This is a genomic window from Paraburkholderia sp. J41, from assembly GCF_905220235.1.
Taxonomy (GTDB): domain Bacteria; phylum Pseudomonadota; class Gammaproteobacteria; order Burkholderiales; family Burkholderiaceae; genus Paraburkholderia.
Map to the genome: position 1 here is coordinate 158,406 of NZ_CAJMZE010000003.1, position 18,554 is coordinate 176,959.

The 18,554-nt window shown below is 67.3% G+C and carries 14 protein-coding genes; 12 read left to right on the top strand and 2 right to left on the bottom strand.

Annotated features, from left to right (window positions below; all coding sequences use genetic code 11):
• Window positions 1–6 precede the first annotated feature (6 nt).
• From U5805_RS04330 to U5805_RS04365, 8 genes are all read left to right on the top strand, one after another.
• The gene (locus U5805_RS04330) at window positions 7–300 is read left to right on the top strand and encodes a hypothetical protein (RefSeq protein ID WP_322102204.1); all 294 of its coding nucleotides are present in this window, start codon (window positions 7–9) and stop codon (window positions 298–300) included.
• Window positions 301–571: 271 nt separating this feature from the next.
• Window positions 572–4,657 carry a CheR family methyltransferase gene (locus U5805_RS04335; RefSeq protein ID WP_322102205.1) on the top strand — a complete coding sequence of 1,362 codons (4,086 nt, stop codon included), beginning with the start codon at window positions 572–574 and terminating at the stop codon, window positions 4,655–4,657.
• Window positions 4,658–4,686: 29 nt separating this feature from the next.
• On the top strand, window positions 4,687–5,283 hold the full coding sequence (locus U5805_RS04340) for a helix-turn-helix domain-containing protein (protein ID WP_322102206.1): 597 nt from the start codon (window positions 4,687–4,689) through the stop codon (window positions 5,281–5,283).
• A gap of 145 nt (window positions 5,284–5,428) precedes the next feature.
• Complete coding sequence (locus U5805_RS04345) at window positions 5,429–5,725, top strand: hypothetical protein (RefSeq protein ID WP_322102207.1); 297 nt, start codon at window positions 5,429–5,431, stop codon at window positions 5,723–5,725.
• 145 nt (window positions 5,726–5,870) lie between these two features.
• Window positions 5,871–7,151, top strand: coding sequence for a HAMP domain-containing sensor histidine kinase (locus U5805_RS04350; RefSeq protein WP_322102208.1), 1,281 nt, complete (start codon window positions 5,871–5,873; stop codon window positions 7,149–7,151).
• 173 nt (window positions 7,152–7,324) lie between these two features.
• Window positions 7,325–7,579 carry a DUF6723 family protein gene (locus U5805_RS04355; RefSeq protein WP_322102209.1) on the top strand — a complete coding sequence of 85 codons (255 nt, stop codon included), beginning with the start codon at window positions 7,325–7,327 and terminating at the stop codon, window positions 7,577–7,579.
• 40 nt (window positions 7,580–7,619) lie between these two features.
• Window positions 7,620–7,850 (top strand): hypothetical protein, encoded by a 231-nt coding sequence (locus U5805_RS04360; protein WP_322102210.1) that lies wholly within the window; start codon window positions 7,620–7,622, stop codon window positions 7,848–7,850.
• A complete protein-coding gene (locus U5805_RS04365) occupies window positions 7,847–8,866 on the top strand; it encodes a chemotaxis protein CheB (RefSeq protein ID WP_322102211.1) in 1,020 nt (339 codons plus the stop codon). Before U5805_RS04360 ends, U5805_RS04365 begins: the two co-directional genes overlap by 4 nt.
• 52 nt (window positions 8,867–8,918) lie before the next feature.
• Here the strand turns inward: U5805_RS04365 and U5805_RS04370 are convergent, their stop codons facing one another.
• Both U5805_RS04370 and U5805_RS04375 read right to left on the bottom strand, forming a co-directional pair.
• Window positions 8,919–12,728 (bottom strand): chemotaxis protein CheB, encoded by a 3,810-nt coding sequence (locus U5805_RS04370; RefSeq protein WP_322102212.1) that lies wholly within the window; start codon window positions 12,726–12,728, stop codon window positions 8,919–8,921.
• Window positions 12,729–12,886: 158 nt separating this feature from the next.
• Window positions 12,887–13,138 (bottom strand): hypothetical protein, encoded by a 252-nt coding sequence (locus U5805_RS04375; protein ID WP_322102213.1) that lies wholly within the window; start codon window positions 13,136–13,138, stop codon window positions 12,887–12,889.
• A gap of 311 nt (window positions 13,139–13,449) precedes the next feature.
• On the opposite strand from U5805_RS04375, the gene U5805_RS04380 reads away from it, so the two are divergent.
• The 4 genes from U5805_RS04380 to U5805_RS04395 all read left to right on the top strand — a co-directional run bounded on the left by U5805_RS04380 (window position 13,450) and on the right by U5805_RS04395 (window position 18,391).
• On the top strand, window positions 13,450–15,771 hold the full coding sequence (locus U5805_RS04380; RefSeq protein ID WP_322102214.1) for a PAS domain S-box protein: 2,322 nt from the start codon (window positions 13,450–13,452) through the stop codon (window positions 15,769–15,771).
• Between the two features lie 61 nt (window positions 15,772–15,832).
• Window positions 15,833–16,291: an NUDIX hydrolase gene (locus U5805_RS04385; RefSeq protein ID WP_322102215.1), complete on the top strand. Its 459-nt coding sequence runs from the start codon at window positions 15,833–15,835 to the stop codon at window positions 16,289–16,291.
• Window positions 16,292–16,310: 19 nt separating this feature from the next.
• Window positions 16,311–16,676: a response regulator gene (locus tag U5805_RS04390; protein WP_322102216.1), complete on the top strand. Its 366-nt coding sequence runs from the start codon at window positions 16,311–16,313 to the stop codon at window positions 16,674–16,676.
• Window positions 16,677–17,101: 425 nt separating this feature from the next.
• Window positions 17,102–18,391, top strand: a complete 1,290-nt coding sequence (locus tag U5805_RS04395; RefSeq protein WP_322102217.1) for a glycosyltransferase family 1 protein — start codon at window positions 17,102–17,104, stop codon at window positions 18,389–18,391.
• Window positions 18,392–18,554 lie beyond the last annotated feature (163 nt).

The following is an 18,554-nucleotide window of genomic DNA, read 5'->3' on the forward strand; positions in this document are numbered from 1 at the left end:
AGGGCCATGTATTCTGTCGGCGACTACTTTATCGAATGTCTCATGGAGCATCGCCCCGGTGACGGATGGACCGCGCTCGCGCGTATCTCGCGCCGCGACGATTATCGCAAGGCGCAGCACGTTCCCAAGGCGCTCTTTCATCCGGCAATCGAGCGCCATACCCGGCACGATGCGGAGCGCGCGGCCGTTCAGTGGGCGCGCGCCAAGGTGAGCCTGCACCGCGAAGAGATCGAGCGGGCGATCGAGCGGGCCGGATCGCGCACGGGCAAGCACGCTCCGCGGGACATTCCGCGCGTATAATCGCACGTGTCCAAAAGGCGACTATTTCGTACGGACGACGCGCGCGTGCCGGCGTTGCCGGCACCCTTGAACGGCATGGAATTTGCGCGCCGCCCGCGCGCGGGGCACCGCTTCGCGAAATTGCCGCCGCGGCTTCCGCATCCCCTTTCCGTACAGGGTTTCGACCGTGGATAATAACGGTCTCCGGCGCCCCAGCATGTGAGCGCGCCGCGGCGGCCGCCGGTTCTCCCCGCCGGTCCCCATTTCATTCTTTTGACAGGACATGCCAGCCATGGCGAAGCGACGTGGGCACACAATTCCCGCTCAAGCCAAATACCCCGTGGTGGGCATCGGTGCGTCGGCGGGCGGCCTGACCGGGCTGAAGGAGTTTCTGGAAGCCTTGCCCGCGCGCACCTCGATGGCCTTCGTCGTGGTCGTCCATCGTGCGCCCGACGCGGAAAGCGGCCTCGCCGCGCTGCTGCAAAAGTCCACCACCATGCCCGTGGTGGAAGTCACGCAGGCCACGCCCATTCTTCCGGACCACGTTTATCTCATCGCGCCCTCGCTCGACCTGACGATGGTCGACGACTATCTGCGCGTCGCGCCGAACCAGCCCCAGGAGGGGCGGCGCGCCGCCATCGACCTGTTTTTCCGCACGCTGGCCGAAGCGCACCGCGAACGCGCGATCGGCGTGGTGATGTCGGGCGCGGGCTCGGACGGTTCGGCGGGACTGGCGCGCATCAAGGAAATGGGCGGCATCACTTTCGCCCAGGACCCCTCGGAAGCCGAATACGAAAGCATGCCGCGCAGCGCGATCGCCACGGGCATGGTGGATTTCGTGATGACCGCCGCCGAGATGCCGCAAGGGCTCATGGACCTGTGGCACACGACCAAGGCGATCCACCTGCCGAGTCTCGCGGCCGAGCCGCGCGACGACGAACTCGCGAACGAGACCGCCGAGCGCGCGCTGCGCGAGATCATGATCATCCTGCGCACGCGCACGGCGCACGACTTCCGCCATTACAAGCGCGCGACGGTCATGCGCCGCATCGAGCGCCGCCTCCAGGTGAACGGCATCACCGACTTGCAGGCGTATCGCGACTATCTGCATCTGCATCCCGAGGAAACCCAGGCGCTGCTTCAGGACATGCTCATCAGCGTGACGAACTTCTTCCGCGACAAGGAAGCGTTCGAGGTGCTGGAGCGCGACGTGCTGCCCTCGCTGTTCGAAGGGCGCGGCGAGCAGGAGCGCATTCGCGTGTGGTCGGTGGGCTGCGCGACGGGCGAGGAAGCCTATTCGGTCGCCATGTTGTTGCAGGAGCGCTCGCTCAAGTCGCCCGAAGGCGCGTCGTTCCAGGTGTTCGCGACCGATATCGACGAACGCGCCATTTCGTTCGCGCGCACGGGCCTTTATCCCGACTCGATTCTCGCCGACGTTTCGGCGGCCCGCGTGCGCCAGTTTTTCTCGAAGGACGCGGCGCATTTGCGCATCAAGAAGGAGCTGCGCGAGCACATGCTGTTCGCGCATCACAACGTATTGAGCGATCCGCCGTTCTCGCGGCTCGACCTCATTTGCTGCCGCAATCTGCTGATTTATCTCGACCGCGACGCGCAGATCGAGATCCTCAAGATGTTTCATTTCGCGCTGCGGCCGGGCGGCGTGCTGTTTCTCGGCAGCTCGGAGTCGGCGGACAGCGTCAGCTCGATGTTCAGCGTGGTGGACAAGCGCAATCGCATCTACCGCGCGAACATGGCGGTGCGCGGCGATACGCCCGTGCCCGTCGCGATGTCGGGGCAGTTGAACACGCGCCCGGTGGTGGCCACGGTGCAGCCGCCGGGCCGCCGGCGCTTTTCCTTCGGCGACCTGCATCAGCGGCTCGTGGAGCAATACGCGCCGCCCAGCGTGCTCGTGAGCCGCGACTCGGAAATCGTGCATTTGTCCGACCGCGCGGGCCGCTTCCTGCAATATTCGGGCGGCGAGCCTTCGCACAATATCGTGGCCGTGGTGCGCCCGGAGCTGCGCGTGGAGTTGCGCACGGCGATCTATCAGGCGCTGCACACGAACCGCAGCGTGGAGGCGCGGCGCGTACACATCGAACGCGACGGGCGCTCGTATTTCGTCAACATGACCACGCGCCCGGTCCACGACCCCGAAGCCAACGCGGACTTCGTGCTGGTGCTGTTCGACGAAGTGGAAGACAGCATGAGCAACCAGGAAGTCTCCACGGGCGACGTGCAGAAAGACCCCATCATCAGCCAGCTCGAACGCGAGCTGCAACGCACGAAGGAGCAGTTGCAGTCGACCATCGAACAGTCGGAAACCTCCACGGAAGAACTCAAGGCGTCGAACGAAGAGTTGCAGGCGATCAACGAGGAATTGCGCTCGGCGACCGAGGAACTGGAAACCAGCAAGGAAGAGTTGCAGTCGATCAACGAAGAGTTGACCACGGTAAACGCGGAACTCAAATCGAAGGTCGAGGAAACCGGCAAGATCAACGACGACTTGCAGAACCTGATCGCGGCCAACGACATCGGCACGATCTTCGTCGACCGCAACATCTGCATCAAACGCTATACGCCGCGCGCGACCGACGTATTCAGCATCATTCCGTCCGATATCGGGCGCTCGCTGCTCGACATCACGCACCGGCTCGAATACGACAAGCTCGCCGACGACGCCGCCGAAGCGTTCGACTCGCTGCGCCTCATCGAGCGCGAATTGAAAAGCAACGACGGGCGCTGGTATCTCGCGCGCTTCGTGCCGTACCGCACGACCGAGGACCGCATCGACGGCGCGGTGCTCTCGTTCATCGACGTCACCGACCGCCGCCAGGCCGAGGACCGGCTGCGCGAAGGCGAGCGCCGCATGCGCATCGTGGCCGAGGGCACGCGCGATTACGCGATCATCACGTTCGACGACACCGGCCTGATCACGAGCTGGAACGCGGGCGCGGAGCGCATTTTCGGCTATACGGAAGCGGAAATCATCGGTCAGCCGGCCGATCTGCTTTCGACCGAAGAAGATCGCGCCACCGACGTCTCGCAGCGCGAGTTCGCGCAGGCGCGCCTGAACGGCCGCACCGAGGAGGAGCGCTGGCATCAGCGCAAGGACGGTAGCCGCTTCTTCGCGAGCGGCGTGCTCTCGCGTCTGGACGAGCCGGGAGTGAGCGGCTTCGCGAAGATCGCGCGCGACCTGAGCCAGCTTCGCGCGAGCGCGCAGGGCGAGCGCGCGGGCTGGTCCGCCGACGCGGCCGAACGCGACGCGCAGTTGCGCCGCGACGAGTTTCTCGCCGTCGTCTCGCACGAACTCAAGCATCCGCTCAACCTCATTTCGGCGAGCGCGGAGCTGATCGCGCGCGCGCCGGAAACGCGCCAGAACCTCAACCTCTCGCGCGCGACCGACACGATCCGGCGCACGGTGATCGGCCAGGCGCAGATCATCGACGACCTGCTCGACATTTCGCGCGTGCGCACCGGCAAGCTTTCGGTGGTGCGCACCGTGGTGGACATGCGCGACATCGTGCTGCGAGTGACCAACGCCGTGCGCGAGGAAGCGAACCAGCGCGGCATTGCGTTCGACGTGTCGATGAGCGAGGCGCCCGTGATCGTTCACGCCGATCTCACGCGTATCGAGCAGATCGTCTGGAACCTCGTGAGCAACGCGCTGAAATTCACCACGCGCGGCTCGGTGAACGTATCGCTCGACGTGAACGGGCACGGCGAAGCGGTGCTGCGCGTGACCGATACGGGCAGCGGCATCGAGCCTGCGCTGCTGCCGCACATCTTCGAGATGTATCAGCAAACGCGCGATACGGCCACGCGCCGCGCGGGCCTCGGCATCGGTCTCGCGCTGGTGCGCGATCTGGCCACGCTGCATGGCGGCGCGGTGCGCGCGGAGTCCGAAGGCGCGGGGCGCGGCTCGGCCTTCACGGTGACGCTGCCCACGCATCGCGCGCATGTCGAAGCGAACGCCGTCGACCACGCCGCCATGCAGTCGCTTCAGGGGCTGCGCGTGCTGATGGTGGACGACGACCCCATGACCGTCGAAACCTTCAGGCTGCTGCTCGAAAGCGAAGGCGCCTCGGTGCAGACCGCCACGAGCGGCGAGGAAGCGCTCGCGCGGCTCGACGCGCATTCGCCCGACATCGTGCTCTCCGACCTGGGTATGCCGGGCATGAGCGGTCTGGAATTCGTCGGCAAGCTGCGCGAGCAACCGGCGCTCGAAAAGGTCATCTGCATCGCGCTCAGCGGTTTCGGCCACGAAGCCGACGTGCGCCAGGCCGAAAACGCGGGCTTCGACGCGCATGTGAAAAAGCCCGTGCTGCTCGACGACCTGCTCGCCGTGGTCGCGCGCCTGCGCGCCAATAACGTGGCGTGACGCCCGCAACGCACCGCCTGGAGACACGAGTGGCACGCACGTTTTTCTATGTCAACGGCGCGCGGGACAGCCAGGTTCCCGAACAGGAGCTGATCCGCTTCGACCGTGCGGGCTACACGATCGCGCTCAACCGCGTGGCCTACGACAACGTGCCGCCTTATGTCGCCGGTCTCGAACGCAGCGCGCTGATCGCCACGCTGCGGCGGGTGGCGCCCGGCGACGAACTCGTGGTGCTCGATCTCGCCTCGCTCGGTTGCAGCGCGCGCGACGTGCTCGCCACGTTGCTGCTGTGCCGCAAGGCGAAGATCGCGGTGCGTTGCGTCGAATTCGGCAACACGGATCTCGCCGCGCGGCCCGAGCCGCAGGCGGTAAAAATGCTGCGCGCGCTCGTGCGTCTCGACTCGTCCACCCGCAGCGAGCGCAGCACGGCGGGGCTCACGCGCGCTCGGGCGAGCGGGCGCGTCACCGGCCGGCCGCTTTCGCTCACGCGCCAGCAGCGCGAGCGCGTGGTGGACCTGCTCAAGCAAGGCGTGTCCGTGAGCGAGCTTGCGCGTCGTTTCGAAACGTCGCGGCAAACCATCATGCGTGTTCGAAAGTCCGAAACCCCTTCCAACGGCCGCGCGTAGGACGGCCCGCGGCGGCCCGCGCAGCAAGCGATTCGCGGCCTGTCCGAAAACCGACCGTTACGAACGCCGCCGAGCCACACTTTCGCACCGCGTTTTCAACTAGGCTAACTCTTGAAACGGTTCGACGAATCGAGAGGAGCGCGCCATGGAAAGTTATTCGCTGGTGGTCTGCGCGGGCATCGGTCAGTTGCAAACCGTGCCGATCTGGCGCGAGGTGCTGCAATCGGGCGCCACGGTGCGCGCGTGGCGCGTGCATGTCGACGAAGCGCGCGTCGAGGAATCGTTGACGATCGAACTCGTCGGTCTCACGTCAGCTAACTTCGAGGCTTTCGTCGCCCGACTCAACGAGGTGCCGGAGGAGACCCGGCAGCCGGTCAGCCCGGTGAGCGCGGTGGACCGTGGCGCGACGATGCGCACGGTCCTGGCCCCCGTTCGCCGCTGAGCGGATCGAGCATTGCCGGTCGCCGTCGTTCCGGCGCCATCGTCCGGCGGTCGTCTGGATACCGCAGCGGGCATCGCGGCGGGCTTGAGCGCCGCGAAGGCTTCGCTCCTTGCTTCGAGGTTGTTGCCGCACGATCGGGGAACGCATGAAACTCGAAGGTTCGAAAGCATCGTCCGTCGACGATGTCTTGTTGAGGGACGCACTCTTGCGCCGGCGCGGCGGCACGCACGATGCGCACGCGGAGTGCGCGGCGTTCGCCCTGCTGGGCGAGCTGCTCACCAAGGACATGGCCGCGCTCGCGCAAACCGCCGCCGAGTTCGCACGTTCGCTGTGCCAGGCGGATTCGGCCGGCATTTGCGTGCTCGACCGGGAAGGCGCGCGCGAAGTGCTGCGGCTGGATGCGATAGCCGGGCCGCTCGCGCCTCACGCGGGCCTGCGCTTCGCGCGCGAACGCAGCCCGTGCGGCACCGCCATCGACCGTAACGCCACGCTGTTGTTCGACGAGCCGGGCCGCTGGTTCATGGCGTTGCGCCAGGTCGTCCCGGCGATTCACGAAACACTGGTGGTGCCATGGACCGTGGGCGGCGTGGCGACAGGCTCGCTGTGGGTGGTCGCGCACGCGCCCGGCGAGCGCTTCACCGCCGCCGACGCGCAGTTGCTCGCGCGGCTCGGCACCTTCGTGGCGGCGGCGCATCGCATGAGCGGCGCGCTCGAAGCGACGCGGCGCGCCCGCGAGGCGAGCCGGCTCACCGACGAATTCGTCGTGACGCTCGCGCACGAACTGAGCAACCCGCTTTCGTCGATCAACAACGCGACCACGCTGTTGCTGCGCACGCGCTCGACGGGACGCGTGCCCGACAACGTGGTCGACATGCTCGCGCGCCAGGTGCATCAGGTGATTCGTCTCGTCGACGATTTGCAGGACATCTCGCGCATCGCGCGCGGCAAGCTGGCGCTCGATCTCAAGCCCACGGTGCTGGGCGAAGCCGTGCGCGGCGCGCTCGACGCCTGCATGCCGCTGTTCGAGCAGGCGCGGCAGCCGCTTACCGTCTCGCTGCCCGAGGAGCCCATCGTGCTGCCGGCGGACGGCGTGCGGCTCACGCAGATCATCGCGAATCTGCTGCACAACGCAACGCGCTACAGCGAGACGGGCAAGCCTGTGGCGCTGACCGTTTCGTGTGAAGAACCGGCGGACGTGGTGATTTCGGTGCGCGATTGCGGCGCGGGCATCGAGCCCGCGCAACTCGCGCATATCTTCGAAATGTATGCGCAGGCGCATCGCGACACGCGTAACGGCAGACGCGGGCTCGGCATCGGGCTCGCGATGGTGCGCAAGCTGGTCGAGCTGCACGGCGGCCGCGTGGAAGCGCATAGCGCGGGGCCGGGATGCGGTAGCGAATTCGTCGTGCGATTGCCGCGCCATTGAGCGGGCGGAAGTTTTGCCGCGTGCTTTTTGCTGTTTGCGGCGCGTTTGTCCGGTGTTCGCCGGAGTCGGGCCGATCTTTGCGCGACGCGGCACGTCGCGTGCGGGAAGGAGGGAACGCCACCTCGCGGGTGGCGCCGTCAACTCCATCGCACTCCTGAAGATCGACCGACACCATGGACAAGCTTGTGAATTCGCCGGCGGGATTGCAGCCGGAAGACTACGAGGTGATTTGCGGCCAGCAAGTCAACGCATTAGGGCGTTATATCGCCGATTTGCGCATACGCCGCAAAACCGACGGCAAGCTCATTTATCCGTTCGACGGCTGCGAAGTGCCGGGACCGTTCGCCACGGCGCAGGAAGCGCGGCAGGCGGCGCGCGTGCTCGCGGACGAACTGGTGCGGCTCGACATCGCGTGCCCCGAGCAGTGAGCGCCGCGAAAGCCGGTCACACCGAACAGGGAGACGAACCATGATCGAAATTTTTTCACGCGATGCCGGGTTGGCCGCGCCGTTGCGTCACTGGATGGCGGCGCCGCATGAAAACGGCGAGAGCGATGCCGGCGAAGCCGGCGGTATCGACGATAACGAGGATAGCGACGATATCGACGAGGAACTCGACGAAACCGGCGAGGTGACGAACCGCAGCAGCGGCAAATCCGGCACGGACACGAGCGCGGAGCCTGAACGCAAACCGACATGATTGCCAAACACGTGGTGGTGATCGCCGCGTCGCGCGGCGGCGTCCCGGTGCTGCGGACGCTGGCCGCCGGCTTGCCCGCCGATCTGGACGCGGCGGTTTGCGTGGTCATGCACATCGGCCGCCACAAGAGCGTGCTGCCCGAGTTGATGGCGCGCTCGGGGCTGTTGCAGGCCATTCACGCGCGGGACGGCGAGCCGCTGTGCGCGGGGCGCATCTATGTCGCGCCGACCGACCGTCATCTGGTGATCGAGACGCAGGCACAGCGGGTGTCGCTGCGCTTGTCCGATAGCGCGCCGGAAAATTTTTCCCGGCCGGCCGCCGACCCGCTGTTTCGCAGCGCGTCGATGGTGTACGAAGGCTGCGTGACGGGCGTCGTGCTCAGCGGCGATCTGGACGACGGCGCGGCGGGGCTCGCGATGATCCGCGCGCGCGGCGGGCGCTGCATCGTGCAGAATCCCGCCGACTGCGAAGCCGCGTCGATGCCGAAAGCGGCGTTGCGGGCCGTGGGCGCGGCGGCGGCCGTGGTGGAAGTGAGCGAACTGGCCGCGGCGATTGTGGAAGCCGTGCGCGCCGGGCCGTGCGAGGAGCGCGCAATGGCAGGCAACTGGAAAATCGAGGAAGAAGCGCGGCTCGCGGCGCGCGGCCTGGTTTCTCCCGACGAACTCGACGGCATCGCGCGGCGCTCGGCGCTGACGTGCCCGGAGTGCGGCGGCACACTGTGGAGAATCGACAACGGCCAGCCGCATCGCTACCGCTGCCACACGGGTCACGCGTTCTCCGACCTGTCGCTGGAAGAGGGCATCGCGCGCGAAGTCGAACGCGCGTTGTGGTCGGCGGCGCGCACGGTCAAGGAGCGCGCGCTGTTCGCGCGCGAGCGCCGCGAATGGGCCGTGCGTGAAGGCGACGCGGCGCTCGTGGAGATCGAAGACGCCCGCATCGCCGAAACCGAAGCGCTCGAAACCATTTTGCGCGAGGCGCTGAGCGAAGCGGACGCAGACGGCAAAAGCGCGGACTAATCGCGGGGGTTCGCGCGGTGCCTGGGTATCGCCGTCCTGGTATCGTCCACGTTCAAGAACGGGGCGGTTTTCCGTGGCGCGAGATGATGACCGCGGCGGTTTGCGCGAACGCGGTGGCAAGTTCGAGGTCCACGGCCGAAGGTTCGCGCGGCTCGGCAAAGTACATGGCCAGCGAACCCACGAGCCGCCCGTCCGAGGTCTCGACCGGAAACGACCAGCAGCCGCGATAGCCGAATTCCAGCGCAAGCCAGCGCCACGGCCGCCAGCGCGGCTCCTCCAGCACGTCGGGGGTGACGACCGGCATGCCGGTCGCGACGGCCAGTCCGTCGGCGAGCGATTCGGGCGAAATCTGGAAGCCCTCCACGCGGCGCGCGTAGTCCTCGCTCATGCCCACGATGTGACGCAAGTGCTTGCCGTCGGCGATATAGAACGCGCAGCGGCGCTCGTCCTCCGCTTGCGCGATCAGCGTGCGAATGAGCACGCCCAGCGACGTTTCGAGCGAGCCGCCGTTCATGGCCGCCTCGAACGCCTCCTTTTGCGCCGATACCCAGATCTGGCTGCGGCGCAGCCGGCCCGTGCTTTCGCGCAAGGCGATCTCGGCCCGCTTGCGTTCGGTGACGTCGCTGGCGGTGCCCAGCCATTCGGTGATATGGCCCGTGTCGTCGAAAACGGGCAGCGCGCGGGAAAGCGTCCAGCCGAGGCTGCCGTCGCGCCGCAGCACGCGATGCTCCAGCTCGAACGTGCTGCGCGTGACCACGGCGCGCCGGATCGCCGCCTGCACCATCGCCTGCTCCTCCGGCGGGATATAGCCCGTCATCCAGTTCGTGCTGGGCTGGATGCTGTCGGAGAGGAAGCCGCGCCCTTCGAGGCGGCGCATTTCGGTCCAGTCCGGGCTCATGCGGTAGACCACGTCGGAACTGGCCTTCACGAGCGCGCGGAAGCGGCCTTCGCTTTCGCGCAGCGCGGCGTCGGCGCGCGAGCGCTCGATCGCGGCGCTCAGGCGCGCGACCAGTTCGCGGCCCGAGAACGGCTTCGCGAGATAGTCGTCGGCGCCCGCCAGCAATCCTTCTATCGTGGCTTCCTCGCCCGCGCGCGCCGTGAGAAACACCACGGCCGTGCGCCGCAGCGTCTTGTCGTCGCGAATCGCCCGCAACAGGCTGAAGCCGTCGCGGCGCGGCATCATCACGTCGGCGAGAATCAGCTCGGGGCGCTCGCTGCGCGCGGCGTCGAGAGCGGCGGTGCCGTCGGCGACCGTGGTGACGTGCCAGTAGCCTTCGAGCATGCGCACGAGATAGTCGCGCATTTCCGCGTTGTCCTCGGCGATCAGCACGCGCGCGCCGCGCGTGAGGCGCGGGTTGTCGCGGTCCGGCAAGTCGTAGCCTTCGCCGATCACCGAAGCCTCGTTGACCGTGCGGCCGATGCCGTTCCACGCCGCCGCCTCGCGCGCGAGCGCCGCCGCCACGCCGGGGCCGGGCTCGGCGGCCTGCGGCGCGCCCACGGGCTGCGCGATCGGCTTGAACGGCATCCAGATGGTGAACGCCGTGCCGGTGCCTTCCACGCTGCGCACGGCCACCTGGCCGCCCATGCGCTGCACCAGATCGTGAACGATGGCCAGACCGATGCCCGCGCCTTCGACCGAACGTGCGCGCGTGCCGCGAACGCGATGAAAGCGCTTGAACACGTTGGGCAGCTCGGCGGGCGGAATGCCCACGCCCGAATCGCTCACTTCGAGTTCGGCGTGCAGCCGCAGCGCTTTCACGCGCACCACGACTTCGCCCGTAAAGGTGAATTTGAACGCGTTCGAGATTAAATTCGAGAGCACCTTTTCCCACATTTCGCGGTTCACGGGCACGGGCGGCAGGTCTTCCGCGATTTCCACGCGCAAGGCGAGGCCCGCCGTTTCGATGGCGTCGCGAAACGCGCTCGCGATTTCGCCCGTCAGCTTGCCGATGTCGACAAGCTCCACGGCGGCGCGCTCGCGGCGTGCTTCGATCTGCGAAAAGTCGAGCAGGCTGTTGACGAGGCGCAGCAGCCGGTGCGCATTGCGCGTGGCCACGTCGAGTTCGTCGGCCGCGCGCGCCGGAAGCTGTTCGCGCCGGCGCGCGAGTTCTTCGAGCGGCGCGAGCAGCAGCGTGAGCGGCGTGCGGAATTCGTGGCTCACGTTGGAAAAGAATTCGGTTTTCGAACGATCGAGTTCGGCGAGCCGTTCGAGCCGCTCGCGTTCAAGCTGGCGCGCGCGCGCCGCGCCGAGACCGGCGCTCGCCTGTTGCGCGAGCATTTCGACGAAACCGGCATGGCGTTCGTCGTAGGGCCGGTGCGGCGAAAGCGCGACGATCAGCACGCCCGTCGGCTCGCGGCCGCTCGTGGCGCGCAACGGCAGCGCCACCGCGCGTTGCGGCGCCTGCCAGCCGGGCGGCAAGCCGGGCTGCATGGCAAAGGGCACGAGGCCGGGAAAGCGCGCGGCGAGATCGTCGACGATCACGGGCTGGGCGTCGGCCGTCGTGAACAGGCTGCCCAGCGGCCAGCCGCCCTGATCGACGCTCGTGAGCGGCACGGCGTGCGCGGCCATGGCGGAGCCGGGCGCGACGCCCGCGGCGCCCGCGAGCGTGGCTTCGCGGCGCCCCGGCGTTTTCAGATAGAACAGCGCGAACGGGACGTCGAGACTATGCTTGCCCAGCGCGGCGGCGGCGAGTTCGCAGGCTTCGCGCGTATCGCCCGCGCCGGCGAGCGCGGCGCCCAGGTCGCGCAGCGCGTCGGTGCGGCGGTCGGCCACCACGTGCTGCGTGGTGTCCCGGCCGGTGTTGCGCACGCCCACCACTTCGCCCGAGACGTTGCGAATGGGCGAATGCGCGAACGTGACGTAGACCTCTTCGAGCGCGCCATGGCGTTCGAGCATGAGAAGCTGGTTCTCGCCGCTCGCGGTTTCGCCGCGTGTCATCACGCGCTGCACCATCGGCCCCAGATCGCGCCAGATTTCCGGCCCCGTTTCGCGCGCGGGCGCGCCGAAAGCGGCCGGATGCTTCGCCGCGCCCAGCAGCGTGCGCCAGGCGTCGTTATAAATCTGGAGCAGTTCCGGGCCCCACCAGACGGCCGTCGCTTCGGTCGAGTCGAGGCTCGTGCGCACCATCAGCCGCAATTCGTCGGGCCAGGCGAGCACGGGGCCAAGACGCGTGCGCGACCAGTCCGTTTCGCGCGCGAGCCTGGCCATTTCGCCTTCGTCGCCGAACGCGCGCTGGACCGCCTGGATTTCGGAGCGCGACTTCGGCCTTGGCGCGCCCGCGAGAATTTCGCCGATCACCTGGCCGATATCGCGCAGCGGCACCACGAGTTCGGCGGCGCCCGCGGCGATGGCGGCGGCCGGCATTTCCGGCTGGTCGCACGACGACTCCGACTGCACGATCATGCGGCCGCCCGCCGTGCGCAGCGTGCGCGCGCCCGCGGCGCCGTCGCTGCCCATGCCGGTGAGAATGACGCCGATCGCGCGCGGGCCGAAACTGCGCGCGGCGGAGTCGAGAAAACGGTCGATCGGCCGTTCCAACGCGCCCTCCGCGGCCGGGCTGATGCGGCAGGTGCCGTCGGGCAGCACTTCCACGAAGCTGCGCGGCGGGCACACGAACAGCGAGCCGGGCACGAGCTGCGAATCGGGGCGCAGCCACGCGGCCTTGAAGCCGAGGCGCTCGTAGAACGCGTCGGTGGCGGCTTCCGGCGGCAAATGCAGCATGATGACGATGGCCGGCGTGCGGCCCTCGGGCAAGCCGCGCAAGAGCGCGGTGCTTGCGACGAGACCGCCCGCGGAAGCGCCCACGACGATGACGTCGTAAGCGGGGTCCACGGTGGCGACGGGATGGGCGTCGTTGAGCATGGTTATCCGCATGGCGAAGGGCGTTGCGTCACGCCGCTCGCCGCGACTCCGGCAACATGATCTAGAACATTAGCACCGCTCGCGCCCGAACACCGGCCAGGAAATCGGGCCCGAAGAAAGCGCGGGTTGCGAAGCGGCGCGGCGCTGCCGGGTGCGGATCAGCAACGGTCGTGGCGAAGCCGTTGGGCCATTTCGCGCACCACGACTTCCGAGTAGTTCCAGGCCTCGCCCTCGGATTCGAATTCGATGGCGATGTCGAAGCGGGCCTCGGCGCGCGGCGCGAGCGGGCGAGCGGCGCGATCGTCGAGATCGGCGGGACCGGCGCAGGCGGAGCGCTTGACCTGGAAAGTCCAGCCACCTCGTTCGGTGGCCACAACGGCGATGGAGTAAAGCTGGTCGTCGACCTGCACGGTTCTTTCACTCGTTCGCGGTAGGCTCATTCGTTCAGACCTGTGGAGATGGCACGCTGCGCGCAACACACCGAGTGTAACGACGCATGACGAGGGCCGGACTGTTCGTAACTGACACGTTACGTACGGAAGGCTTGCCGTATCCCGACAAGGGCACGCCGCGTGCACAGGTCGTCCGTCCGTGGTGAAAGACCGCCGGGCGAGACAGGCTTTACTACTAATTCGCGCCGATTTCCGGCTAACATTCACGTGGCTGTGACGGGGCATCTGTGCAATCCATGGCGGCGAACAAGAGGAATGAGGAGTTTCCGATGAGTCAGTCGAGCACCGACGACGACATCAATTGGGAAAGGGCGCTGATCGAGCGCGTTTCCGAGTATGCGATTTTCCGACTTACGAAAACGGGCGAAGTGGCGAGCTGGAACGCCGGCGCCGCGCGCATCAAGGGCTACGCGGCAGCGGAAATCCTTGGGCGGCGGTTCAGCGTGTTCTATCCGCAGGAAGACCGCGAGGCCGGCATTCCCGACCTCGCGCTGAAGGCCGCCGGCGAAACCGGCCAGTTCGAGACCGAAGGCTGGCGCGTGCGCAAGGACGGCACGCGGTTCTGGGCGCACGTGCTCATCAAGCCGCTGTTCGGCGCGCGCGGCACGCTCGACGGCTTCGCCAAGATCGTGCGCGACATGACCGACAAGCGGCTCGCGCACGAGGCCGTGATCGAAAGCGAGCGCAAATTCCGGCTGCTCGTGCAAGGCGTCACCGATTATTCCATCTTCATGCTTTCGCCCGAAGGCAAGGTCACGAACTGGAATCTCGGCGCGTCGCGCATCAAGGGCTATACCGCCGACGAAGTGATCGGCACGCATTTCCGGCGCTTCTACACCGAGGAAGATGCGGCCCAGGGCGCGCCCGAGCGCGGCCTGGCCATCGCGGCGCGCGACGGCCGCTTCGAAACCGAAGGCTGGCGCGTGCGTAAGGACGGCAGCCGCTTTTGGGCCAACGTGGTGATCGACGCCATTCGCGACGAGGACGGCACGCTCATCGGCTTCGCCAAGATCACGCGCGACGTGACCGAACGCAAGGCCGCCCAGGAACAGCTCGAAAGCGCGCGCGCGGCACTGCTTCAGTCGCAAAAGATGGAAGCCATCGGCAAGCTGACGGGCGGCGTGGCGCACGACTTCAACAACGTGCTCCAGGTGCTGCGCGGCAATCTCGAACTGCTCGAACGGCGTCACGGCGCCGACGCGTGGACACACGAGCGGCTCGGCAAGGCCATCGACGCGGTGGCCCAGGGCGCGAACCTCGCTTCGCAACTGCTCGCGTTCGGCCGGCGCCAGGCGCTTCAGCCCACGGTCGTCAATCTCGCGACCATGCTGCGCAACATGGACGACCTGCTGCGGCGCGCGCTGGGGGAATTGATCGACGTGGAAACGGTGGTGGCGGGCGGCCTCTGGAATACGCTCGTCGATCCGAACCATCTCGAGAACGTGGTGCTCAACCTCGCCATCAACAGCCGCGACGCCATGCCGGCGGGCGGCAAGCTCACGCTCGAACTGTCCAACGCGATGCTCGACGAGCATTACCGGCTGCTGCCCGCCGACGTGCCCGAAGGGCAGTACGTGCTGCTCGCCATCACCGACACGGGCGCGGGCATGTCGCGCGAAGTGCTGGAGCGCGCGCTGGAGCCGTTCTTCACGACCAAGCCCGAAGGCGTGGGCACCGGTCTCGGCCTGAGCATGGCCTACGGTTTCGTGAAGCAGAGCGGCGGCCATATGAAGATCTACAGCGAGGAAGGCTACGGCACCACGGTGAAGATCTATTTGCCGCGCTCGTTCGAAAATGTCGTCGAAGAGAAGGCGCCGCCGCGAACGGCCGAAGTCGCGGGCGGCTCGGAAACCATTCTCGTCGTGGAAGACGACCGGCGCGTGCAATCGACGGTCGTCGAAATGCTGACCGAACTGGGCTATCACGTTTTGAAGGCCGACGACGCGCACAGCGCGATGGCGATCCTGCGCAGCGGCATGAAAATCGACCTGCTGTTTTCCGACGTCGTGATGCCCGGCCCGATGCGCAGCACGGAACTCGCGAATCTGGCCGTGCGCATGCTGCCAGGCTTGCGCGTGCTGTTCACGTCGGGCTATACGCAAAATGCGATCGTGCATGGCGGGCGGCTCGACCCCGGCGTGCATCTGCTCAGCAAGCCGTATAGCCGCGAGCAACTGGCCACGAAGGTGCGGCGTCTGCTGGCCGAGGTTCACCCGGAACAGCATGCGAGCGCGCCCGCGCCGGCGGTGTCCGTTTTGCTCGTGGACGACGAAGCCGACTCGCGCGAGGCGTTGGGCGAACTGCTCGTCGCGATGGGTTATGTCGTGCGCCAGGCCGCCAGCGCGGAGACCGCGCTGAGCGAGCTCGACGAAACGCCCGCCGACGTGTTGATCACCGATATCGCGCTGGGCGGCGCGTCCGGCATCGACCTGGCGAAGACCGCGCTGGAGCGACTGCCGCGTTTGAATATCGTGTTCGCCTCGGGCACGGACGCGGACTGCACGGCGCTGGGCTTTCGCTGCTTCGCGTTGCGCAAGCCGTTCAGCGCGAGCGAACTGGACGAGGCCATTCGCACGTTGATGGCGCAATGAACGCCGGGGCCGATAATTGCGGCCCTCGTGCGCGAGAGTCACAAGTCCACCACGAGCGACGATGAAAAACAGGGCGACGGTCATTTGCAGCCGCGCGGACGCCATTCTGCTGGTGACGCGCGGCAATGGGCGCTGGTCGCTGCCGGGCGGCACGGTCAAGCGCGGCGAGTCCGCGCACGAAGCGGCCCTGCGCGAACTCGCGGAAGAAACGGGTCTGCATTTTCCGCGCGTGGAATTCCTGTTCGTATTCGGCGGCTTTCAGAAGCGGCATTACGTGTTTCATTGCGCGCTGCCTTTTGCGGCGGTTCCGCGCGCTTCGCGCGAGATTGCCGGTTGCGCCTGGCACCGCGCGACGCAACCGTTGCCGCATGACGCGAGTGTGCCGACGCGCGAAATCGTGCGTTTGTTTGCCGCGCGCATCCAGGCGAACGGCGGGATCGACGCGGGGGCGAAGGCAGCGGCGGACGCCGATCCGTCGCGGGCCGTATCGGGGGCGGGTGCGCCGGCCTCGCTGGATTGAGAAGAAAAGAGAGCAATACGTGGCAAACATACTGATCGTGGACGACGATCCGCGTCTGCTGGACGCGCTGGCCTGGCTGGTCGCAAGCGAAGGGCATAGCGTGACGCGCGCGAAAAACGGCCGCGACGCGTTGGCCCTCGCAAAGGCGAACCCGCCCGACATCGTGATCACCGATTACATGATGCCGTTCATGAACGGCATCGAACTGGCGGACGCGCTGAGCGCGCATCCCGCCCTCGGCCACATTCCCGTGGTGCTCAATTCCGCCGTTGCGGAGCCGCCGCCCGGCACGCGCTCCATCGCGGCGTTCATTCGCAAGCCGTTTGCCGCTTCGCGGCTGATCGAACTCGTCAACGACCGCGTGGCGGAATTCAGTCGCGCATGAGCGGGCTGTCGTGCGAACTGCCGTGCGAACTGCCGTGCAGCCGCCAGCCGATGCGCGGCTCGGCGCCGGTGCGCACGCTCGTACCGTGACACGGTAACGTCGTTCGTAAAAACTACGTCCGGAATCGGCCTTGCCATGGGCCGCATTCGCTCACTGCTGTTTCAATTCCCGCAGCGTTCCCGTACGCAACCTGAATCTTTGCGTACGCCCACTTTTTCCGGATGCATCGTCTACCGCCCGATGCTCAGTGAAGTCCGAAAGTCGCGTATTTCGGACAGGCCGCCATAACCGGGTTTAAGGCCAGCGTTGCGGCAACGGCGCGGGCATTCCGGCACGGCACATGCGCTTATCGTTGCACCCGGTGCAACATTGCGCGGCAAAGAACGACTTCGCAATGGGCACTCATTTTTCGCGAGGAGCCTCCAATGAAGATCGCCCTGGTCAGTGAACACGCATCTCCACTCGCGATGGCGGGCGGCGTGGATACCGGCGGACAAAACATCTATGTCGCGCACGTTGCGCGTCAGCTTCATCGTGCGGGCCACCAGGTCGACGTTTTCACGCGGCGCGACCGTGCGTTGTTGCCGCCCATTTCGATGATGGACGGCGTGCGCGTCGTGCATGTGCCCGCGGGGCCGCCCATGCAGATGCCCAAGGAATCGCTGTTGCCGCATATGCCGGCCTTTGCCGATTTCCTCGTCGATTTTTGCCGCCGGGAATCGACCCCTTACGACGTGATCCACGCGAATTTTTTCATGTCGGGCATGGCCGCGCTGGCCGTGAAAGACGCGCTGCGCGTGCCGCTCGTCATGACGTTTCATGCACTGGGCCGCGTGCGGCGGATTCACCAGGGCGCAAGCGACGGCTTTCCCGACGAACGTTTCTCGATCGAGGACGAACTCGTGCGCCGCGCCGACTGCATCGTGGCCGAATGCCCCGCTGACGAAGCCGATCTCGTCGAGCATTACCATGCGGACCGCTCGCGCATCGCGCTCGTGGCGTGCGGCTTCGACCCGGAGGAATTCGCGCCCGTGGATCGCGCCGAAGCGCGCGCGCGACTCGGCTGGCCGCGCGACGAATTCGCCGTGCTGCAACTCGGGCGGCTCGTGCAGCGCAAGGGCATCGACAACGTGGTGCGCGGCGTGGCGACGCTGCAAGCGCGTCACGGCGTGAAGGCGCGCCTGTATATCGTGGGCGGCGACTCGGAAATGCCCAACGAAATCGCGACGCCCGAAATCGCGCGGCTGCGCGGCGTGGCGCATCGCTGCGGCATCGACGAGCGCGTGACCTTCGTGGGCCGCCGCGATCGCCATCAATTGCGCGACTTCTACAGCGCCGCCGACGTGTTCGTGACGACGCCGTGGTACGAGCCGTTCGGCATCACGCCGGTGGAAGCGATGGCGTGCGGCACGCCCGTGATCGGCGCGGACGTGGGCGGCATCCGGCATTCGGTGCGTCACGGCGAGACCGGCTGGCTCGTGCCGCCGCGCGACCCCGAGGCGCTCGCGGAACGCCTGCTGGCCGTTCACGCCGACCCGCAAGCCGCGCGTGCGATGGGCGAAGCGGGGCGCGTGCGCGCGCAAACCTACTTCACCTGGCGACGCATCGGCATCGAACTGGAAGACGTGTATGCCCGCATCGCGAAGCGCGGCGGCGCGCGTCGCGCGAGCGCGCCCGCGAAGGCGGACGGCGACCCCATTCGCGCGTTCGGCTGACGGGGACGGGCATGCCGACGTCATCCGCACCGGCGCCTGGGCCGACGGTCCTCGCTCGTCGCGACGACGCATCGCAACGCGCCGGCGCCGCCGACCGCGCTCGCCCGCGCGCCGCCGCGAATCCCGCGAATCCCGCGAACCTCGCGTACCCCGCACACCCGCA

Bases quoted from the DNA above. Each gene is read 5' to 3' on its own strand.
- U5805_RS04330 (WP_322102204.1), top strand. From the start codon at position 7: ATGTATTCTGTCGGCGACTACTTTATCGAATGTCTCATGGAGCATCGC.
- U5805_RS04335 (WP_322102205.1), top strand. From the start codon at position 572: ATGGCGAAGCGACGTGGGCACACAATTCCCGCTCAAGCCAAATACCCC.
- U5805_RS04345 (WP_322102207.1), top strand. From the start codon at position 5,429: ATGGAAAGTTATTCGCTGGTGGTCTGCGCGGGCATCGGTCAGTTGCAA.
- U5805_RS04350 (WP_322102208.1), top strand. From the start codon at position 5,871: ATGAAACTCGAAGGTTCGAAAGCATCGTCCGTCGACGATGTCTTGTTG.
- U5805_RS04355 (WP_322102209.1), top strand. From the start codon at position 7,325: ATGGACAAGCTTGTGAATTCGCCGGCGGGATTGCAGCCGGAAGACTAC.
- U5805_RS04360 (WP_322102210.1), top strand. From the start codon at position 7,620: ATGATCGAAATTTTTTCACGCGATGCCGGGTTGGCCGCGCCGTTGCGT.
- U5805_RS04365 (WP_322102211.1), top strand. From the start codon at position 7,847: ATGATTGCCAAACACGTGGTGGTGATCGCCGCGTCGCGCGGCGGCGTC.
- U5805_RS04370 (WP_322102212.1), bottom strand. From the start codon at position 12,728: ATGCTCAACGACGCCCATCCCGTCGCCACCGTGGACCCCGCTTACGAC.
- U5805_RS04380 (WP_322102214.1), top strand. From the start codon at position 13,450: ATGAGTCAGTCGAGCACCGACGACGACATCAATTGGGAAAGGGCGCTG.
- U5805_RS04385 (WP_322102215.1), top strand. From the start codon at position 15,833: ATGAAAAACAGGGCGACGGTCATTTGCAGCCGCGCGGACGCCATTCTG.
- U5805_RS04395 (WP_322102217.1), top strand. From the start codon at position 17,102: ATGAAGATCGCCCTGGTCAGTGAACACGCATCTCCACTCGCGATGGCG.